The sequence below is a fragment of the Paenibacillus brevis genome (genome assembly GCF_018919145.1).
GTDB classification, from domain to species: Bacteria; Bacillota; Bacilli; order Paenibacillales; family Paenibacillaceae; genus Fontibacillus; species Fontibacillus brevis.
On sequence record NZ_JAHLQJ010000001.1, the window covers coordinates 128158 to 147732 of the forward strand.

Here is a 19575-nt window from a genome sequence, read left to right on the forward strand (position 1 = left end):
GGTAAAGGGTAACGGCAGAAACGAAATAAGCTGACGCCGATTTAGTACCGACGCCAGCTCGCAACTTAGTTGTTCAACGCTCCATTAAAGGGGCATTAATTCATTTGTAAAATTCCTTGCTCGACCCTTTTACGCCTGTACAGCGCTATCCAGATCTACATTTTGTTTGAATACATCCTGGTCATTCTCGCCCAGAATCTTGCCCGTAATGACACCGGCTGTGATCGAATCGTTGACATTCAAGGCAGTACGCCCCATGTCGATCAACGGCTCAACCGAAATCAACAGACCGGCGAGTGCAACCGGCAGGTTCATCGTAGACAAGACAATCAGCGAGGCAAAGGTTGCGCCCCCGCCGACGCCGGCTACGCCGAACGAACTGATGGTGACCACCAGAATCAACGTCAGGATAAAGTCCCAGCTCAACGGATCGATACCGACGGTTGGTGCGATCATCACAGCCAGCATGGCAGGATAGATCCCTGCGCAGCCGTTCTGGCCGATGGTTGCTCCGAAGGAAGCAGACAGGTTAGCGATGCCGTCTGGCACGCCAAGGCGTTTCGTTTGCGTCTCTACGTTAAGCGGAATAGTCGCTGCACTTGAGCGCGAGGTGAATGCAAAGATCAGTGTTGGCAATACTTTTCTAACATACTGCACCGGATTATACCCGAACAACGCGAGCAGAATCAGATGGATGATGAACATGACGATAAGCGCTACATAAGAAGCACCAACAAACTTGATCAGCTTCAAAATCTCTTCCGGATTGGTTGTTGCCACGGTGTTTGTGATCAAGGCCAGAATTCCGTACGGCGTCAGCCTCAGCACAAGCGTTACGATCCGCATAACAACCGCGTAGACTGCGTCAACCAATTTGCGGAAGGTGTCCGCTTGCTCCGGCTTTTTCTTATCCAATCCAAGTACGGCTACCCCGATAAATGCCGAGAAGATAACCACTGCCAGTGTGGAGGTGCTGCGGGCACCCGTCATATCTGCAAACGGGTTTGTTGGAATAAAGTCCAATACTTGCTGGGGAATAGATTTATTCGCGACCGATCCCGCACGTTCTTCCAATGTAACACCGCGCGCTTGTTCCGCTTCTCCCGCTTCAATCTCAATGGCCTTCAAATCGAAGCCAATACTCGTAATGATGCTGACCGAAGCTGCAATCGCCGTGGTAATTAATAGCACTGCGATGATAAGGCCGCTGATCTTGCCCAGATTTTGCTTGCCCTTCAACTTCGCAATCGCCGAAATAATCGATACCATGATCAAAGGAATCACTATCATTTGCAGCAAGCCGACATATCCCCGTCCGACCAAATTGAACCAGTCGGTGGACTTTGCAAGCACCTCAGAGTCTGCATTGTATACCAGCTGCAGAATCACACCGAACACCAAACCTAGTCCGAGACCGGTGAAGACCCGCTTCGTAAATGAGATATGCTTCTTTTGCATCCATACCAGTACGCCAAGCAGTACCAGCATTACTGCAATATTCAGGATAACTTGTAATGTAGCCATCTTAATACTCCCCCTGCAAAATTATTATGAACTGTACGGATTAGCAACCTGACTCTTGGTGTGAGGAATAAGTTGATCTGTTCCGCTGTTATCTTAGCACATATCATACTAAATGGATAGGATTAATTCATTTGTAATGATCTATTATAAATCTTGATTTGAAGAGAGTACATAAATGCAGGATTTAAAAGTAAAGACTAATAATATTAACCTTTACCCAATAATTTGTGGTTTTAACAGACAATTTGCTTTAATAGCCCGAATTACGGTTGTGCAAACGTTTTAACAAAACGAGTTATTCAGTTATGATGGACATAGAATGCTAACTTGAATGGAGGCAACTCTCATAATGAATCGTAAAAAAAATACAAAGCCTAGATATCTCAAATGGCTTGGAAGCGCTATCCTGGTCATAATGATATTAACAGGATGTACTTCCGGAGGCCATAGCAATCAGGAAAATAATTCCGCCCCGGTGGACTCCGCGAACGGCATGCAACAGACAAATTCGCCGGGAAATTCCGAATCTGCCCCTGGCGGTAGCTCTCTATCGGTGCTCGGCACCCAGCCTTCAGACGTATATTATGAGATATTTGTCCGTTCCTTTTATGATTCGGACGGAGATGGGATTGGTGACTTCAAGGGTCTCATTGAAAAATTGGATTATCTGAATGACGGCAACCCCGATACAGACAATGATCTTGGCATCGAAGGAATTTGGCTTATGCCTATCAATCCTTCCCCCAGCTATCACGGGTACGATGTAACCGACTACCGTGCTATTCATCCTGATTATGGGACGATGGAGGATTTCAAGGAATTTCTCGATGAAGCTCACAAGCGCGGCATCAAGGTTATTATGGATCTGGTCGTGAACCATACGAGCAAAGAGCACCCTTGGTTTCTGGAGGCGGCAGCGGACAAGAACAGTCCGTATCGCGACTGGTACATCTGGGCGGAAGATCAGAACCGCAAGACCGGAGGTTCCAGTGCTGCCGGAAGCGGAAGTCCGTGGCATACAGCGCGAGGCGACCACTATATGGGAATTTTTTGGGAAGGCATGCCTGATTTGAACTTCGATAATCCTGAGGTTCGTCAGGAGATGAAGGAGATCGGACAATTCTGGCTGGATTTGGGACTGGATGGATTCCGGCTCGATGCAGCCAAGCATATTTATGAGGATCTGATTACCGATAAAGGGCAAGAGACCACTGACAAGAATGTGTCATGGTGGCAAGAATTCCGCAGCAGTATGCTGGAAGTCAACCCTGATGCTTATCTCGTCGGCGAGGTATGGGATCCTTCACCGGCTCTGATTGCGAATTATTTAAATTCCGCTCTGGATTCCGGCTTTAACTTCGGACTGGCTGAGACGATTCTAAGCGCAGCCAAGCAGGAGAAGGATAATAACATTGCCTTCACCCTTGAAAGAACTTATAAGCTGTTTGAAGAAAAATCGAGGGGTCAGTTCGTTGATGCCACCTTTCTGACCAATCATGATATGAACCGGGTGATGACTCAACTGGAAGGAAATGCGGATCATGCCAAGATGGCAGCCGGATTAATGCTCACACTGCCGGGGAATCCGTTCATCTATTACGGAGAAGAAATCGGCATGACCGGCGCCAAGCCCGACGAGAGCATTCGCGAGCCGATGCAGTGGCATGCAGGCGGTACCGGGACTGGGCAGACCACCTGGGAACCTGTTCAATTCAATACCGGAAAGCCCGGAACCAGCGTCGAGGAACAGCTGCAGGAACCGGATTCCTTACTGTCTCATTACCGGAAATTAATCGCCCTGCGCAATGTCAGCAGCGCATTGAAGGATGGATCTGTTAAGGAATTCGATTCAGGCCATGACGGTGTAATTGCTTACCTTCGTCAGAATGATCAGGAATCGGTTCTGGTACTTCATAACCTTACCGGCAAGGAACAGACCCTTCTTCTCGAAGCTGATGAAGAGCAAGTATTCTCGAAAATTGCCGGAACCACAAGGGAAGGTGTCGAGCTCAGCGGCAATCAGCTTGTCATTCCAGGCTACACTACAACCGTCCTTCAATAATTGAAAATGGACGTTCAGGCTGTTTGCCCGGACGTCCATTCTTTGTATGACCTATTATACTGGCAGCCTATATACTCGAGCTTCATAAGGGCGGAGCGTTAATTGTAGCAGTTCCTGCAGATCTATGCCGCTTTTCGCCTGCTCTCCATAGTTGGCAAGGAGCAGATCAGCCTTCATCTCTCTGTTCAGCAGCTCAGGAGAAATCGTAAAGACCGCCGGGGAACTCGAAAGGTTCGTAATGATCAGAAGACGCTCCGAATCCAGTGTGCGAGTATAAGCATATATTTGCTCATCCTCTGCAAGCAGCAAGTTATAGTTCCCGTATACGGCAGTATCATGGGCATTGCGAAGTGCGATCAAGCTCTTGAAATAATGATAGATAGAATCCGGATCACGCAGGGACGACTCTACATTGATATCCACATAATTTGGATTAACCTTCATCCATGGAGTACCCGTTGTAAATCCAGCCTGCGGAGTGCTGTTCCATTGCATTGGCGTTCTGGAATTATCCCGCCCGTTCTTCCAGATGACCGGCATAATCTCCTCATGACTCTTGCCGTTCTCCTTCTCGATCCGATACCAGTTCTTCATCGAGACATCATTATAATCTTCAATGGAAGGGAATTGTACATTCGTCATGCCAATCTCCTGTCCCTGATAAATAAACGGCGTACCTTGCATCAGAAAATACATCGTAGCCAGCGCCTTCGCGGATTCATTCCGGAAGTTGCTGTCATTGCCCCAAGTCGATACAGAACGGGGCTGATCATGATTTTCAAGGAATAAGGCATTCCATCCGGTTCCTTCAAGCCCTTTCTGCCACTTGGTAAGCACCTGCTTCAGGCGAGGCAGATCGAGTCCGTTATCCAAGCTTTTTTGCCAGAGTCCCATGTGCTCAAATTGAAAAATCATATTGAATTTCCCGCGCTCTTCACCAACCCAATGATCCGCTTCCGATGCCTTCACCCCGCTTGCTTCCCCGACAGTCATAATGTCATGCTTATCGAAAGTCGCCTTCTTCAGCTCGGACAGCAGCTCATGAATCCCTTCACGGTTCATATGGCCCGCCTCTGAAGGGAGATATCGAAGCTTGCCCGGATTAGGCATATCGGGGAATCCCGCCGTCTTCTTGATATGGGAGATGGCATCGACACGGAAGCCGTCAATTCCTTTTTCGAGCCACCAGTTGATCATTTCGTAAATTCCCCGGCGCATCTCGGGATTTTCCCAGTTCAGATCCGGCTGACGTCTGGAAAATACATGCATAAAGTATTGTCCGGTGTGCTCGTCATATTCCCAAATCGATCCTCCGAACAAGCTGGCCCAATTATTCGGCTCTCTGCCGTCCTTCGGATCAGCCCAAATATAATAATCCCGCTTCGGATTATCAAGCGAGGAACGCGATTCAATAAACCACGGATGTTCGTCCGAGGTATGGTTGACAACCAAGTCCATGATTAACCGCATACCTTTTGCATGAACCTCTTTTAGCAGGTCGTCAAAATCCTCCATCGTACCGAATTCATCCATAATATCCTGATAGTCCGACACATCGTACCCATTATCATCATTGGGTGATTTGTAGATCGGACATATCCAGATAATCCCGATCCCCAGCTCCTTCAGATAATCCAACTTGGATATAATACCGCGCAGATCGCCGATTCCGTCCCCGTTGCTGTCCATGAAGCTCCGCGGATAAATTTGATAGGCTGTTGCCTCTTTCCACCATGTTCTCTTCATGCCGTTTCTTCACTCCTCAAATCTCTTTCTCTATGCCGGTATCTTCAGGGTTGCCCGCTATCTGTATTGGCATTCAACCTGCGGCTGTTGTGTCCAACTTATTATAGCGGTTTCTTTTGTTTTGCGCAATCGTTTGCGCAAGAGCTCGAAAAAGACCGGAATGTCATTTGGGCGATCTGCTTGACATCCCGGTGCTTTATCCTGATTATTATTTGCTCTTCCTATTCGCTGTTCCTTTTTTTTACTTTAACTGTCTGCATCCCGGAGTGATTCCAATGTATGTAGCTTGAGCGAAGTTAACAGCACGGGTCCAGCATTCGTTCCAATCCATAGACGATTCACGGGTGATATTGGAAAAATCAAATCGGTCATCACCACGATTCCGTCATTCGCGTACACTTCTACCGCACTGCGATCCACCCAAAGCTGCAGCTTGATCTTACCGTTCTTCGGTGCCAATGGCGCGTTATGCTTGATTGCAAAATCAGGGTGAACATCGATATGGCCGGAATGCGTACGATCAATGAACAGCCGTTGGCTTCCCGGGTCATATCCGATGATCGTCTCGCATGCCTGAGACGACTGTACTTTGACCTGAAGCTCTTGATCAGAAGAAATATCCATCTCTATCTCCAACTCAAGCAACTCCGTCTCTGTATCAACCTCTAGAGGTACTTCTGCGCTTACGGTAATATCGTTCCAATTAGCAGCTCCGTTTCTCAGTTGCATAAGCTCATGAACGGGTGATTGCTTCAGGACGATTTCACCCTCCACTGTCACCAATGTCAGCACTCTTGGCAAGGTCATTGCGCCCCGCCACGTCCCTGTCGGTGTATTGCCTGCGTACCTCAAATTAGTCATCCAGCCAATAAGGATACGCCTGCCATCTGCATCCGGAATATCGGAATAGGTGACCCCGGCATAATGATCACGACCCTGATCCAACCGCAAGACATGTTCCGGCGAATAATCATTAACAAATCGGATTCCGTCAAACTCCCCGATAAAATATTGCGTATGCGAGCCTTCCGGACAGTCCTGATCCCCTCCGACACTCACAATCAGCACCCACTTCGTGCGTTCTCCGTCATCTACGGGCAATTCGAACAGGTCCGGGCATTCCCATACTCCCCTATGCGAGCCTTCACCTGCGCCAAATTCGCTCGCCAGCTTCCAATCGCGCAAATTCTCCGATCTATAGAGCTGTATTCGATCTCCAGCAGCAAGCACCATCACCCAATGACTGCTTGGCGAATGCCAGAACACCTTTGGATCTCGGAAATCAATCAGAGTTGGCTCTGAAAGAACCGGATTGCCCGAATAAAAGCTCCAAGTTTCCCCTTTATCGCTGCTGTATGCGAGACTCTGCCGCTGTCGGGGCTGACCGCTTCCAGGATAAGTATCGTTGTGCGTAAAGATTGCAACAAGTCCATGGGTTCCCTCGGCAAAGAAGCCGCTGCTATTATGCCAATCGACCACACAGCTTCCGGAAAATATGGTTCCGTGCTCATCCGGAAACAAAGCAATGGGTTTATCCTCCCAGTGAACCAGATCATCGCTGGCAGCATGCCCCCAGTGCATGGTTCCCCAGTCTGTACTGTAGGGATGATGCTGGTAGAACAGATGATACTTCCCTTCATAATAGACCAATCCGTTCGGATCGTTCATCCAATTGGACGGTACTGAAAAGTGGAAACCGGGTCTGAACATGAATGGATAGCTCCTTTCTTTCTCTTTCTTTGCGATAACTATAGCATCGCATTGAAAGCGTTTCAATTCATTTTTCGAGACGCCTTCACTTAGGGAAAAAGCAAAGCCCGCCACTTAAATAGTGACGGACTTAAAGAGTTTCTACTATTATTAAGTTTGCTCTGGACGTTCTGCACCGGGCTTGGCTGCTTCACTTTCTTCCACTTGAAACACACCAAGCGACTGCTTCAGGGATTCCGACAGCTCCTCCAAGCGATTGGAGAGCTTAACAAGCTCTTCACTGACTCCATGCTGCTCCGAGGCAACCGAAGCCACCTCCTCTGTTGAAGCGTTCGTCTGCTGCACCACAGAGCTGACATTTGTGATAAAGTCCCTTAATTGTGATTGGGACTGGATTAATTCCTTCACGGAAGCCGAAGAGCTATCGATTTCTTCAATGAAGCTGTTCATTTCCCTGCTAACGTTCTGGAAGATCGACGAGGCTTCCTTCACAGACTCGAGCTGTTCTGCGAACATCGGCGTGACTTCGCCAAGCACGTGCACGGTGGCGGCAATCGCCTCCTGAATCTCCTCGGTCATGGCGGATACATTCTGGATAGAGTCATTGGAAGCCATCGACAGCTTCCGAATCTCATCGGCAATGACAATGAAGCCTTTGCCTGCCGCCCCTGCCCGGGAGGCTTCAATCGAAGCATTGAGTGACAGGATATTGGTCTGCTTGGTCATCTCGATCATCGGTGCCAAGATATTACGTATCGAATAGGTGCTCTTGCTCAATTTATCGGAATTGTCCTCAATGAGGCTTGTCATTCGAGAGACAGATTCCGTCTTTTCAACCAGATGCTCCATGTATTCCTGACCCTGGCGGCTGACTTCAATGACCCGCCCTGCCGATTGATCCATCGTCGTATTAAGCTCGACCACACGGTTCATCTGAACGCCAATCTCCTCGGCCAATTCGGTTCCTTTTTCCGCCTCTCCGGCCAAGCTGGAGGCTCCGCGAGCAATTTCTCCCGTTGCCATGGCAATTTCTTGCGCGGTATGCGCGGTATCCCGAGAAGCCTTCGACAAATTCTCTGCGGTGGACAACAATTCTACTGTCGTGCCCTGGGTATGCTCCACCAGCAACGAAATCTGCTCCAGCATCCGGTTAAAGCTGTGGCCGAGCCGCCCGATTTCATCTTTCCCTTTAAAGCCCGCACGCACCTTCAGATTCCCTTGCTCTCCCTGCTCCATCAGTGTCGAGAGCTTCTGCAGCGGCTTTCCGACCATCCGGTACAAATAGTAACCGATGGCCAAAGCCACCAGAATAGAGGCAATCAGCACATACAGCGTAACTCCGATCAGCTTGTCCGCCGCGCTCAGGAAATCACTTTCCGGTGCATAACCGATCAGCAGCCAATTGACAGATTGCAGCTGACGGAAGACAACAAGCTGATTCGTCCCCGCCTCATCCTTCTCGGTGAAGGATTCCCCCTTGCTGATCTGCTCCTCGTTGACTGTAATGTAGGATTGCGTCTCCAGGAGATTCTTGTCGGAAGCATGCACGATCACATGCTCAGGGGTCACAATCCGGACTTCACCGCCATTTCCAATCTTCAAATTCACTAAGCTCTCGGTGATGGCTTCGCTCTTAATCTCAATGAGCAGCACATACTCCGCCCCTTGATTGTTTAAGTTTTGCAACAGCCGTCCCATCGTAATCGTCGGCTCATTGGATGACTCGAAGAAGCCCTTCTGCAGCCCAGGAATCCAGACCGGCTTGCCGCCTGCATCCACAATGCTCTGAATTCGGGACTTGGTGGCCTCCGTGGTCTGAGTTCCGCTAGCGCCGGAGGAAAAATAAGTCTTGGACATATCCATGCGGTTTATCAGACGTATGCCTGTCAGCCGGCTGTCGGAGCCCTTCAATGCATCCAGCTTATTCTTGATCCGGGTTTCGGCGGCAGTCTTCTTGATAATATCGATACTTGCGTCCGCAACCGCTTCCAAGTCGCTTTTTAATGCTTGGTCTACCGCCAGCTGTCTGGAGGAGGATTCATACTGTGTGAACAAGAAATCCAGCTTGTCGGCCGCTTGCTCAATCGCCTGGGATGATGCCAGACCCACCTGCCCGCGGATGATCTCCTTCGACATCAAGTATGAACTGTAACCGAGTATTGCTGACAAAAGAACAACCGTAACAAAGAGAATCATAGACACTTTCGTGCCCACGGATTTGAACTGCAGCTTCATCCTGTGTCTCCCCTTTTTCTCAGCTCTTAACATCTCTTGAATATCGTTATGTATTAAAAAAAGGGTATAGCTCTCGTGTAAGTAAGCTATACCCTGTTGGACAAAAGAACGTTTACCCCTTGCTCGCTCCCGAAGTCAGACCTTCAACAAGGAAGCGCTGCATGATCATAAACAAGATGGTAATCGGAACAGCAATGAGGACAGCACCGGCAGCAAACACGGTAAAGTTAGAGTTCTGCTGCGAAGCCACCATATCCCACATCCCGACAGCGAGCGTCCAGTTCTCCTTGGAACGGAGGATCAGACGGGCGAAAATGAAGTCCACCCACGGTCCTACGAATTGCAGAAGAGCCAGATAGGTCAGAATCGGACGGGACAGCGGCAATATAATATGAGCAAAGATTCTGAAGTTGCCTGCACCGTCGATTCTGGCCGCTTCGTCAAGCGAGCGCGGAATCGTATCGAAGAAGCCTTTGGCAATCAGTGTTAGTCCAAGCGGTGCTCCACAGGAGTACACCAGTACCAGGGCATAAGGATTATCCAGCAGTGACCATTCCTTCAAGAGCAGGAAGATTGCGATCATACTCATGAAGCCCGGGAACATCCCGAGAACCATCAGGATGGACAAGAAATTTTGACGGTTTTTGAACCGGAAACGGGACAACGCATAGCTTGTCAAGAGCGTTAGTGCCACGCCGAGCAGCATGGAAAGCACTGCGATCTTGAGCGTATTCATATACCATTGCGGGAACAAAATGATGCGGGAATTGAATAGCTCGCTATAATGCTGCAAGGTAAAGCTCTCAGGAATAAGCGATTTACTATACAGCGACTTCCCCGGTCGTACCGAGCCGAGAATGATCCAGAGTGCCGGATACACCGCACAGACCGCAAGGATAGTCAACATAATATAGCTGAGCGTCATACGAACGATGTTTTTATTTTTACGCTTACTCATTGGATCATGTCCTCCTCTTTAAACGACTTGGTTCTGCGATAGTTATAAATCGAGAACGAGGCAATGATCACGAAGATAATGATCCCGACGGCGGACGCCATATTGTACTTATTCTGGGTCAGCGTCAGCTTATACAGCCAGGTAACGAGCAGGTCTGTTGCACCTGCGTATTGATAGTCGCCCTTAACCGGATCACCGCCGGTGAGCAGGAAGATCATATTAAAGTTGTTGATATTGCCTGCAAACTGTGTAATGAGGGTCGGAGCAGTGGTAAACAGCACCATAGGCAGCGTAATGATTCTAAATTTCTGATAACCGCTGGCTCCATCAACCTCAGCAGCCTCGTAGAGATCTCTTGGGATCGTGGTCAGTACGCCCATAATGAGCAGCATGGAGACCGGAATACCAACCCACATATTAACGAGAATGACGGTGACTTTGGCCCATACTTCATGGGTCAGCCAAGGAATCTGGCCAATCCCGAAATATTGCAGATACTGATTGATCGGGCCGAATTGGCCGTTAAACATATTTCTCATGACAAGCAGCGAGATCAGCTGCGGAATGGCGTAAGGAAGAATCAGGATCGTTCTCCAAAACCCTTTGAACTTGATGCCTTGCTGATTGATCAGCAAAGCCACGAGCAAACCGCCGAAGTAGGTGGTTACGGTCGACAGCACCGCCCAGATAATCGTCCAGGTCAGAACGCCGTAGAACGTTTGGCTCCAGGTTTTGAGCGCGAGCAGATTTTTAAAGGTATCGAATCCGACCCAATCGACCAGCATGGCCGGCGGAATGTGCTTCGGAGCCGAATAGTTCGTAAAGGCGATCATCACCATGAAAATGATCGGCAAAATCGTAAAGAACAGAATTCCGATCGATGGAACACTTAACAGGGCCACCGGGAATTTGTAATCAAGCACATAACGAACCGTCTGAACGAAATTGTTCGACGGATGGCCTTCCTCGCGAAGGCGGGCAACCTGTCTTGCGTCGCGAATATTCTGAATATAGACCACCAAAAAGATGATCAGGAATAGAAGTGTAATCAAGCTCTCGACCATAAGAAAGATGGAATGGTCACCCTCGATCCATTTTCCTTTGACTAATGTCCGGGGAACATCCCCCAAGGTGACAATGCCCCAGAAGGCCCTGCCCAAATTGTTAATAAAGTAACTAACGCAAAAGAATTCAAATACAAGAAACAGTAATCCTTTAATATATTGCCTGTTATATATCTGTCCTAGGCCCATACTTAAAATCGACAGTATCGTTGCTTTGTTCCGGTGTCGGTCCATCACATTATTCTCCTCTCCCTTGAAAATCAAGGAATTACCCGCCGCCAGGTGGCGGCGGGTCGACAAGATCCTTACGGTTCGCAGATGTTAGATTATTCTGATACCCCGTTATTCAAATCCATAATTTGTTGCATTGCTTTTTCCATTGTTGCTTTAGGATCCGCATTGTTATTCCAGATTTCCGGCAGAGCTGCGTTCACTGGGGACCAAACATTGGCCATTTCAGGAATCGAAGGCATTGGCAGCGAGTTCTTCGCTTGCTCAGCAAAACCGGAGATGAATGGATCGTTCTTGATTTGATCATCTTCCAATGCTTCCAGGTTGGTAGGAATGGAACCGATCTTCTCGTTCAGTAACAATTGAGCGTCCTTGTTGGATGCAAACTCAGCATAGAGCTTGGCAGCATTCGGATATTTCGTAAAGGAGCTTACAACATAGATCTTAACGCCGGAGAAGGAAATTGCTGTCTTTCCTGCAACTGTAGGAATCGGAGCTACAGCCAGGTTATCGCCAAGAGCTTCTTTGTAGCCGGCAAGTTCCCAAGGACCGTTGATATCCATTGCAACGTCGCCTGTGTTGAACAGACCGCGTTTGATATCCGGGTTAATGTCGCCGCTGTTGATCGGCAGGATTTCCTTCAGGCTTTGGAATACCTTCAAGCCTTCAATTGCGCCATCATTAGCAAGGCCCATGTCGTCCTTGTTCGTTCCATTGTCACCGAACAGGTAACCGCCAGTACTTGCTACGAACGGATAGTTGAAGTAGAAGTTGCCTGTTTCCCACATCAGAGCGTATTTCTTCTTTGCAGTATCGTTGAATGTTTTTGCAAACTCAATAACTTCTTCAAAGGATTTGGGCGGCTCAGGGAGCAGGGATTTGTTGTAGAACAAAGCCGTTGTTTCCGCCGCTCTTGGATATCCGTACAAGGTATCCTCATAAGTAGACGCTACAATGGAGGATTCCGTATTGTTAGCAACCGTCTCTTCAGCAAATTCATCATTGGCAAGGATCAGGCCCGATTGAGCCGCATTACCAAGGTGATCGTGCGGGATAACCATGACGTCTGCACCCAGGCCGGATGGTCCGTCTGTCGTAATCTTGCCGACTTGGTCAGGGACTGCTACTTCTTCAATCTTGATCTTTACACCGTATTTTTCTTCAAATTGCTTGGCAATTTCTTCGGTGAAAGCTACTTCTTCTTTACTTTCCCATACCAGAAGCTCAGCGCCTTCTTCAGGCTGCAGTCCTTCTGTTCCGGTGTTTTCCGAGCCTGTATTGGTTTGATTGTCGGCAACCGGTGTATTTGTTCCGTTGTTTGCTCCATTGTTTGCCGTATTGTTGCCGCCGCCACATGCCGTAAGCGATGCAACCAACGTCAGGCTTGCAAGTAATACCATTGTCTTTTTCAACTTCATAAAGCGAACCCCTCCTAAATTTTGTACAAGCTGCCTCAATTAAGGAATTTAACTTTCAGAAACTTGCGCAAACGATTCCAATCACAAGCGAAAATTCCGCATTTTTCCGCAGAATCTACGGATACAGCCTTGCTTTCATGACCGGAAAGCGCTTTATTTCTGAGATCATAATACAACACGAGTTCTATTTTGTAAAAACGTTTGCACACGTGCTTATTGGGTAATTACCTTTAATTTTCTTTCAAATACTTCGATATACTCTCTATTTCATAATAAATCACAATTATTATTTGTGTGCTCCTTTCTTTTTCATAGCTTGTACCTTCGAAAAACCAATGTTATAATGCCGTTATTTTCCCCACCCCGAATGCAATTATACAACTTGGGGAATGACATTGCTGTCAGCTTGACTATCAACTGAGGAGGTTTTTGTTATGCTGCTTGAGGCTGTATTTCACAGGCCAAAGCTGAACTGGTGCTATGCCTATGATCTTGAGACTATCCACCTTCGCCTGCGCTGTAAAAAAGGGGATTTAACCGAGGTCTCTGCCTGGGTCGGCGATAAATATATGTGGGATCAAAGTAAAGAATTAGTGCCCATGTCTATCCTTACGTCCGATGAATTGTTTGATTATTGGGAATGTGCTGTTAAACCGCCTTATCGGCGGCTCAAGTATGGATTTCAGTTGAAATCAGGCGAGGAAACCGTATGGATGAACGAGAATGAGTTCTTTACGGAAGAGCCTATTGAACCAGACCGTTTATTTGAATACCCGTTCATCAATCCTGCTGATGTCCTCAAAGTACCTGATTGGGTCAAGGATGCAGTATTCTATCAGATCTTTCCGGAGCGTTTTGCCAATGGAAATCCTGACAATGATCCTGAAGGCGTGCTTCCTTGGGGCGGTAAGCCGGAGCGCGATAATTTCTTTGGCGGGGATCTCCAAGGCGTAATGGATCATCTCGATCACCTTAGCAAGCTGGGTATTACGGCGATTTACTTCACTCCCCTATTTCCGGCTACCACAAATCATAAATATGATACGGCTGATTATATGGCGATTGATCCCCATTTCGGTGACTTGGAGACAGCCAAGCGCTTAGTTCGAGCCTGTCATGACCGGGGAATCCGTGTACTGTTCGATGCCGTCTTCAATCACTCTGGCAAAACCTTCGCCCCCTTTGTCGATGTGCTGGAGAAGGGAGTTCAATCTCAATACAAGGACTGGTTCTCCGTTCGGCAGTTCCCGCTGGAGGTAAAGGACGGGGTTCCGACCTATGATACGTTTGCCTTTGAGCCGATGATGCCCAAGCTGAATACCCAGCATCCCGACGTTCAGAAATACTTGCTCGGTGTGGCTGATTTCTGGGTGCGCGAGGTTGGGATCGACGGTTGGCGGCTGGACGTGGCTGATGAGGTGGATCATCAGTTCTGGAGAGAATTCCGCAAGACGGTCAAAGCCGCGAATCCGGAGGCATATATTCTTGGAGAAATATGGCATGAATCCTCTCCTTGGCTTCAAGGCGATCAATTCGACGCCGTCATGAACTATCCGTTCACGGATGCCGTGCTGGATTTTGTGGTTCGAGGTACTCTGGATGCGAAGGGCTTTGCCGAGAGTATTGGCAGACAGCTGTCGCGTTACCCTCGTCAGGCCAGCGAGGTCGCCTTCAATTTGCTGGATAGTCACGATACTCCACGTTTATTGACGCTGTGCAAGGGAGATAAGCGAAAAATGAAGCTGGCCGCCCTGTTCCAATTCACTTATTCCGGAACGCCTTGTATTTATTATGGAGATGAGGTCGGACTTGACGGCGGGGCCGATCCGGATTGCCGGAAATGTATGCCTTGGGATCCTCGGGACCAAGATCTTGAACTCTATGAGTTCTACCGCACGCTGATTCAAGTTCGCAAAGACTCGGCTCCGCTTCGTACGGGCTCGATTCGCTTTCTGACCGCCGATGCCGGAGGAAGCAAGCTTGTATTTGAACGCAAGCTCGGCAAGGAACGGGTTATCATGTTGCTGAATAACCTGGATACTGCACAGACGCTAACGGTGAACCACTCGGGTGTAAATTGGACCGATGCGTTGACGGGCAGCATCTATGAAGCCTCTGAGGAGGAAAAATCGCTGCAGGTTCGTCTTCCTGCCTATGGATACGCAATCTTAAAAAGACAAATTTAAGCATAGCTCGCTACAGACCGTTCCATGCACTTCTTGCCTCTGAGCGGCCTGACCCTGGTTCGCAGTCTTATTTTTCGCGCAAACGTTTGTATTTTTTAAGTATTTTTGCCAGATCCAAAGATTGATCGCCCTGTGTATCTATTTACTTTCCTGAATCTTTAGATTAATATTACAATGTAAAGCAAACGGTTCCACAGAGGAGGTTTTTTATGGCTGTAACTATAAAAGATGTTGCTAAAAAGGCCGGTGTTTCCCCCTCTACGGTGTCCCGGGTGCTATCCAATCATCCAAGAATTAGTATCGAAACTTCGAGAAAAGTCAAAGAAATCATGGATCAACTTGGTTATCACCCCAATATCATGGCTAAGAGCCTGGTCTCCAAGACGACGAACAGCATATGCATTATGCTTCCGAAGTCTGCCGAGGAGCTCTTCTCAAATTACTTCTTTATGGAGTTGATTCGGGGAATTGTCACTCAGGCGAGCAAGCTTGGCTATGATATCCTGATTAGTTCAGGCGCCAACGAGAAGGAAGAGGTTGAATGTGTCTCCAGGCTGCTGAACGGTCGGCGGGTTGATGGCGTCATTCTATTGTATTCAAGAAAAGATGACCCCGTTGTTCGCTTCTTGGAAGAAAACGGTCATCCCTTCGTCCTGATTGGCCGGAGCGAGCATTATCCCGAATGTCTGTCCGTGGATAATGATAATGTGCAGGCTTCCTATGATGCCACGAAGCATCTTATTTCCTTGGGTCATGAACGTATTGGATTCGTCAGCGGTCCTCCTGACCTTGTCGTATCCAGAGATCGGCTCAAGGGATATATGAGCGCCTTGAATGATTCCGGATTGGAAATGCGTCCCGAATGGATTGTCGAGGGTGAATTTTTGCAGGAAAGCGGCTATCGGGCGATGTCCTTTTTCATGAATTTGCCTAATCGTCCAACAGCCATTGTCGTTATTGACGACGTGGTGGCCTTCGGTGTATTGCGCGGATTGCATGAGCTGAAGTACAAGGTGCCGGAAGATTTATGCCTTGTCAGCTTCAATAACATCCCGATCGCCGAGCTCTCCACGCCTCCATTGAGCAGCATTGATATCGGAATCTATAATCTGGGCTATACGGCTTCCCAGGTGCTGATCCAGGCGATTCAGAACAACAACGACAAAAAGTATCAGCGCAGACAGATCATCCCTCATCGGCTGATCGTGCGAGATTCATCCATGTATTCTGTCTCCAAGAAATGACTCTACAATGAATAAGAGAAGCGACAACCGCTTCTTTTATTTTTCAAACATTGTTCAAACGTTTGCGCTAAAAAGGGGGAAATTAATAATGACAACATCAGTCAAGGCTTGCCTGTTCGATCTGGACGGCGTTTTGGTCGATACTGCCAAATATCACTACCTGGCCTGGAAGCGTCTTGCAGAGGAATTGGGCTTTGATTTTACAGAGCAGGATAATGAACGCCTGAAGGGTGTGAGTCGAATGGCATCCTTGGACATACTTCTTAGTATCGGCGGAATCAGCCTTGAAGAAGCAGCCAAGCTGGAGCTTGCTGAACGCAAGAACAATTGGTATGTCGACATGATCTCGAAAATGGATCGTTCCGAGATTTTACCTGGAGCCCTTGAGTTTTTACAGGAATGCCGGAATAACGGAATCAAGGTTGCACTTGGTTCAGCCAGTAAGAATGCAATGACCATTCTCAATAATACCGGGTTGACAGCGTATTTTGATGCCATTATCGACGGAACCAAGACCACGGCAGCCAAGCCCGATCCCGAGGTATTCACCCTGGGGGCGGCTGAGCTTGGAGTAACCCCGGATGAATGCATTGTCTTCGAGGACGCCGAAGCCGGAATTGAGGCCGCGATTCGCGCCGGAATGCGCAGCATTGGTATCGGGTCGGAAGAAACATTGGGCGAAGCCAATCTGGTCATTCCATCGCTCGAGCAGATGTCCTGCGAACGTCTTACTGGGCTGTAGGCTGGATAGCTTCTCTTGTTTATACCAGAATGAATTTAATAATGCGAGTTCAAGAAGTCGACTTTTTGAACTACCTCTAAAAGGAGCAGGTTTTCATGAGACAATACTTAAAAATGGATGAATGGTCAATTATCGAGGAGTCCTTTGACCCGTCAACCCATGAGATTTCCGAGAGTATTTTCAGCATCGGCAATGGATATATGGGACAGCGGGCTAACTTTGAAGAAAAGTACAGCGGCGCGTCCCTGCAAGGCAGTTATATGGCCGGTGTCTATTATCCCGATAAAACACGTGTCGGCTGGTGGAAGAACGGGTACCCGGAGTATTTTGCCAAGGTGCTGAATAGTACGAACTGGATCGGTATTCATGTGCTCCTAGACGGAGTTGCGCTGGATCTGGCTCAATGCCAGGTCAAAGAGTTCGTCCGTGAACTGAATATGAAGGAAGGCTACCTCTCCCGCCGGTTCACGGCTGTCATGGAGGATGGCAAGGAACTGCAGGTTGAGACCATTCGATTTGTCAGCATGAAGCGCCATGAAATCGGAGCCATCCGCTATGCGGTCACTCCGCTTAATTTCTCAGGTATTATCACCTTCGTCCCTTATCTGGACGGCGACGTGAAGAACAAGGATTCCAACTATGAAGAGAAATTCTGGCTTGAGGTTGAGAAAAATGCCGGGCCGGAGCTCTCCTACCTGACTTTGAAGACCAAGAAGCTTGATTTCCACGTTACTTCGGTAATGTCCTTTGATGTAACAAAGAACGGAACAGCGCTTGATCTCCAGCCTGTGCTTGTTGAGAACGAGAAATATGTGTCCTCCGAGGTTTCCTTTGAGACGGCTAAAGATGAGACGCTGACTCTTTATAAATATGTTGCCAATGTAACCTCCCGTGATCATGGTCTGGGCCAGCTGGTTGAAGCAGGGACAGCGGCGCTGTCCGCCGCGAAAACGGCCGGATTCGATATCCTCCTTCAGGAACAGGCTGATGCCTGGGCGGAAAAATGGAAGGGCAGCGATATCATTATCGAAGGTGACGTATCGGCACAGCAAGGCATTCGCTTTAATATTTTCCAATTGAATCAAACCTACACGGGCGAAGATGATCGTCTGAACATCGGGCCTAAAGGCTTCACAGGTGAAAAATATGGCGGCAGCACCTATTGGGATACAGAGGCTTATTGCGTACCTTTCTATCTCAGCACGGCCGATTCGTCCATTGCCCGCAACTTGCTCATTTATCGTTACAAGCACTTGGAGAAGGCTAAGGAGAACGCCCGCAAGCTTGGCTTCACCAAGGGTGCGCTGTATCCGATGGTGACAATGAACGGGGAAGAGTGCCACAACGAGTGGGAAATTACGTTTGAAGAAATTCACCGGAACGGTGCGATTGCCTACGCCATTTATAACTATGTCAATTACACTGGAGACAAGGCTTACTTGGGTCAATATGGACTTGAGGTGCTTGCGGAAATTTCCCGGTTCTGGGAAGAGCGCGTTAATTTCTCCAAGGAAAAGGGCAAGTACGTGATGCTGGGCGTTACCGGGCCGAATGAATACGAGAACAACGTGAATAACAACTGGTACACGAACCGGATCGCGGTCTGGACGCTGGAATATACGCTGGAAGTGCTGGAGGAGTTAAGCAAGCATGAGCCGGCGCGTCATAAGGAATTGGTTGAGAAGCTAGGCCTTCGCGAAGAAGAAACAAGCAAGTGGAAGGATATTATCGCGAATATGTATTATCCGGTGGATAACGAGCGAGGTGTCTTCCTGCAGCAGGACGGCTTCCTGGATAAAGAGCTTGTGCCCGTCAAGGAATTGGCGCCGGAGCATCTCCCGCTGAACCAGAACTGGTCCTGGGACCGGATTCTCCGCTCTTGCTACATTAAGCAGGCAGATGTGCTTCAAGGGCTGTATTTCCTAGGAGATCGTTATGATCTGGAGACGAAAAAGCGTAACTTCGACTTCTATGAGCCATTGACGGTTCACGAGTCCTCCTTGTCGCCTTGCGTCCATTCAATCCTTGCCTGCGAACTGGGTTACCAGGAGAAGGCTTATGAAATGTACCTGCGCACTGCCCGCCTGGATCTGGACAACTACAACAATGACACGGAAGACGGCTGCCACACAACAAGTATGGCGGGAACCTGGATGGCCGTTATCCAAGGCTTTGCCGGATTGCGAGCACACAATAACGAACTAGTGCTCCGTCCATTCATACCGTCGCACTGGAAATCCTTCTCCTTCAATGTGATGTTTCGGGGAGCTACCTTGAAGGTTAGTGTCGGCGAGAACAGCATTACTGTAACGAACGAGACGGATATTCCTGCTGCCGTGCGGATCTATGATGAGAGTTATACGGTAGAAGGTCATAGCGAGGTAGTAGCTGAAAGATCTCAGGTAGTCCTGTAAAGATAAATACAACAAGAAACAGCCCTAGCTCTTGCGAGCAG

The 19575-nt window shown here is 48.4% G+C and carries 12 protein-coding genes; 5 read left to right on the top strand and 7 right to left on the bottom strand.

Annotated elements, in window-relative coordinates:
- Positions 1–129: 129 nt before the first annotated feature.
- On the bottom strand, positions 130–1524 hold the full coding sequence (locus KQJ23_RS00715) for an L-cystine transporter (protein WP_216476670.1): 1395 nt from the start codon (positions 1522–1524) through the stop codon (positions 130–132).
- Positions 1525–1873: 349 nt separating this feature from the next.
- Here KQJ23_RS00715 and KQJ23_RS00720 point away from each other — a divergent pair, with 349 nt between their 5' ends.
- Complete coding sequence (locus tag KQJ23_RS00720; protein ID WP_249529407.1) at positions 1874–3586, top strand: alpha-amylase family glycosyl hydrolase; 1713 nt, start codon at positions 1874–1876, stop codon at positions 3584–3586.
- Between the two features lie 54 nt (positions 3587–3640).
- Here the strand turns inward: KQJ23_RS00720 and KQJ23_RS00725 are convergent, their stop codons facing one another.
- From KQJ23_RS00725 to KQJ23_RS00750, 6 genes are all read right to left on the bottom strand, one after another.
- Positions 3641–5332 carry a glycoside hydrolase family 13 protein gene (locus KQJ23_RS00725; protein WP_216476671.1) on the bottom strand — a complete coding sequence of 564 codons (1692 nt, stop codon included), beginning with the start codon at positions 5330–5332 and terminating at the stop codon, positions 3641–3643.
- 246 nt (positions 5333–5578) lie between these two features.
- Positions 5579–7042 (bottom strand): glycoside hydrolase family 32 protein, encoded by a 1464-nt coding sequence (locus tag KQJ23_RS00730; protein ID WP_216476672.1) that lies wholly within the window; start codon positions 7040–7042, stop codon positions 5579–5581.
- Positions 7043–7192: 150 nt separating this feature from the next.
- Positions 7193–9277 carry a methyl-accepting chemotaxis protein gene (locus KQJ23_RS00735; protein WP_216476673.1) on the bottom strand — a complete coding sequence of 695 codons (2085 nt, stop codon included), beginning with the start codon at positions 9275–9277 and terminating at the stop codon, positions 7193–7195.
- Between the two features lie 112 nt (positions 9278–9389).
- Positions 9390–10235 (bottom strand): sugar ABC transporter permease, encoded by an 846-nt coding sequence (locus tag KQJ23_RS00740; protein WP_216476674.1) that lies wholly within the window; start codon positions 10233–10235, stop codon positions 9390–9392.
- Positions 10232–11533 (bottom strand): carbohydrate ABC transporter permease, encoded by a 1302-nt coding sequence (locus KQJ23_RS00745; protein WP_216476675.1) that lies wholly within the window; start codon positions 11531–11533, stop codon positions 10232–10234. Before KQJ23_RS00745 ends, KQJ23_RS00740 begins: the two co-directional genes overlap by 4 nt.
- 92 nt (positions 11534–11625) lie before the next feature.
- Positions 11626–12948: a sugar ABC transporter substrate-binding protein gene (locus tag KQJ23_RS00750; protein ID WP_216476676.1), complete on the bottom strand. Its 1323-nt coding sequence runs from the start codon at positions 12946–12948 to the stop codon at positions 11626–11628.
- 434 nt (positions 12949–13382) lie between these two features.
- On the opposite strand from KQJ23_RS00750, the gene KQJ23_RS00755 reads away from it, so the two are divergent.
- The 4 genes from KQJ23_RS00755 to KQJ23_RS00770 all read left to right on the top strand — a co-directional run bounded on the left by KQJ23_RS00755 (position 13383) and on the right by KQJ23_RS00770 (position 19534).
- Positions 13383–15134: an alpha-glycosidase gene (locus KQJ23_RS00755; protein ID WP_216476677.1), complete on the top strand. Its 1752-nt coding sequence runs from the start codon at positions 13383–13385 to the stop codon at positions 15132–15134.
- A gap of 209 nt (positions 15135–15343) precedes the next feature.
- Complete coding sequence (locus KQJ23_RS00760) at positions 15344–16378, top strand: LacI family DNA-binding transcriptional regulator (protein ID WP_216476678.1); 1035 nt, start codon at positions 15344–15346, stop codon at positions 16376–16378.
- Positions 16379–16466: 88 nt separating this feature from the next.
- Entirely contained in the window at positions 16467–17120 is a 654-nt protein-coding gene (gene pgmB / locus KQJ23_RS00765) for a beta-phosphoglucomutase (RefSeq protein ID WP_216476679.1), read from the top strand.
- A 95-nt stretch (positions 17121–17215) separates the two neighbouring features.
- A complete protein-coding gene (locus KQJ23_RS00770) occupies positions 17216–19534 on the top strand; it encodes a glycoside hydrolase family 65 protein (RefSeq protein ID WP_216476680.1) in 2319 nt (772 codons plus the stop codon).
- Positions 19535–19575: the final 41 nt, after the last annotated feature.

What these genes read in the sequence shown, in the direction of transcription:
- KQJ23_RS00715 (WP_216476670.1), bottom strand. Translation starts at nt 1,524, where the DNA reads ATGGCTACATTACAAGTTATCCTGAATATTGCAGTAATGCTGGTACTG.
- KQJ23_RS00720 (WP_249529407.1), top strand. Translation starts at nt 1,874, where the DNA reads ATGAATCGTAAAAAAAATACAAAGCCTAGATATCTCAAATGGCTTGGA.
- KQJ23_RS00725 (WP_216476671.1), bottom strand. Translation starts at nt 5,332, where the DNA reads ATGAAGAGAACATGGTGGAAAGAGGCAACAGCCTATCAAATTTATCCG.
- KQJ23_RS00730 (WP_216476672.1), bottom strand. Translation starts at nt 7,042, where the DNA reads ATGTTCAGACCCGGTTTCCACTTTTCAGTACCGTCCAATTGGATGAAC.
- KQJ23_RS00735 (WP_216476673.1), bottom strand. Translation starts at nt 9,277, where the DNA reads ATGAAGCTGCAGTTCAAATCCGTGGGCACGAAAGTGTCTATGATTCTC.
- KQJ23_RS00740 (WP_216476674.1), bottom strand. Translation starts at nt 10,235, where the DNA reads ATGAGTAAGCGTAAAAATAAAAACATCGTTCGTATGACGCTCAGCTAT.
- KQJ23_RS00745 (WP_216476675.1), bottom strand. Translation starts at nt 11,533, where the DNA reads ATGGACCGACACCGGAACAAAGCAACGATACTGTCGATTTTAAGTATG.
- KQJ23_RS00750 (WP_216476676.1), bottom strand. Translation starts at nt 12,948, where the DNA reads ATGAAGTTGAAAAAGACAATGGTATTACTTGCAAGCCTGACGTTGGTT.
- KQJ23_RS00755 (WP_216476677.1), top strand. Translation starts at nt 13,383, where the DNA reads ATGCTGCTTGAGGCTGTATTTCACAGGCCAAAGCTGAACTGGTGCTAT.
- KQJ23_RS00760 (WP_216476678.1), top strand. Translation starts at nt 15,344, where the DNA reads ATGGCTGTAACTATAAAAGATGTTGCTAAAAAGGCCGGTGTTTCCCCC.
- pgmB (WP_216476679.1), top strand. Translation starts at nt 16,467, where the DNA reads ATGACAACATCAGTCAAGGCTTGCCTGTTCGATCTGGACGGCGTTTTG.
- KQJ23_RS00770 (WP_216476680.1), top strand. Translation starts at nt 17,216, where the DNA reads ATGAGACAATACTTAAAAATGGATGAATGGTCAATTATCGAGGAGTCC.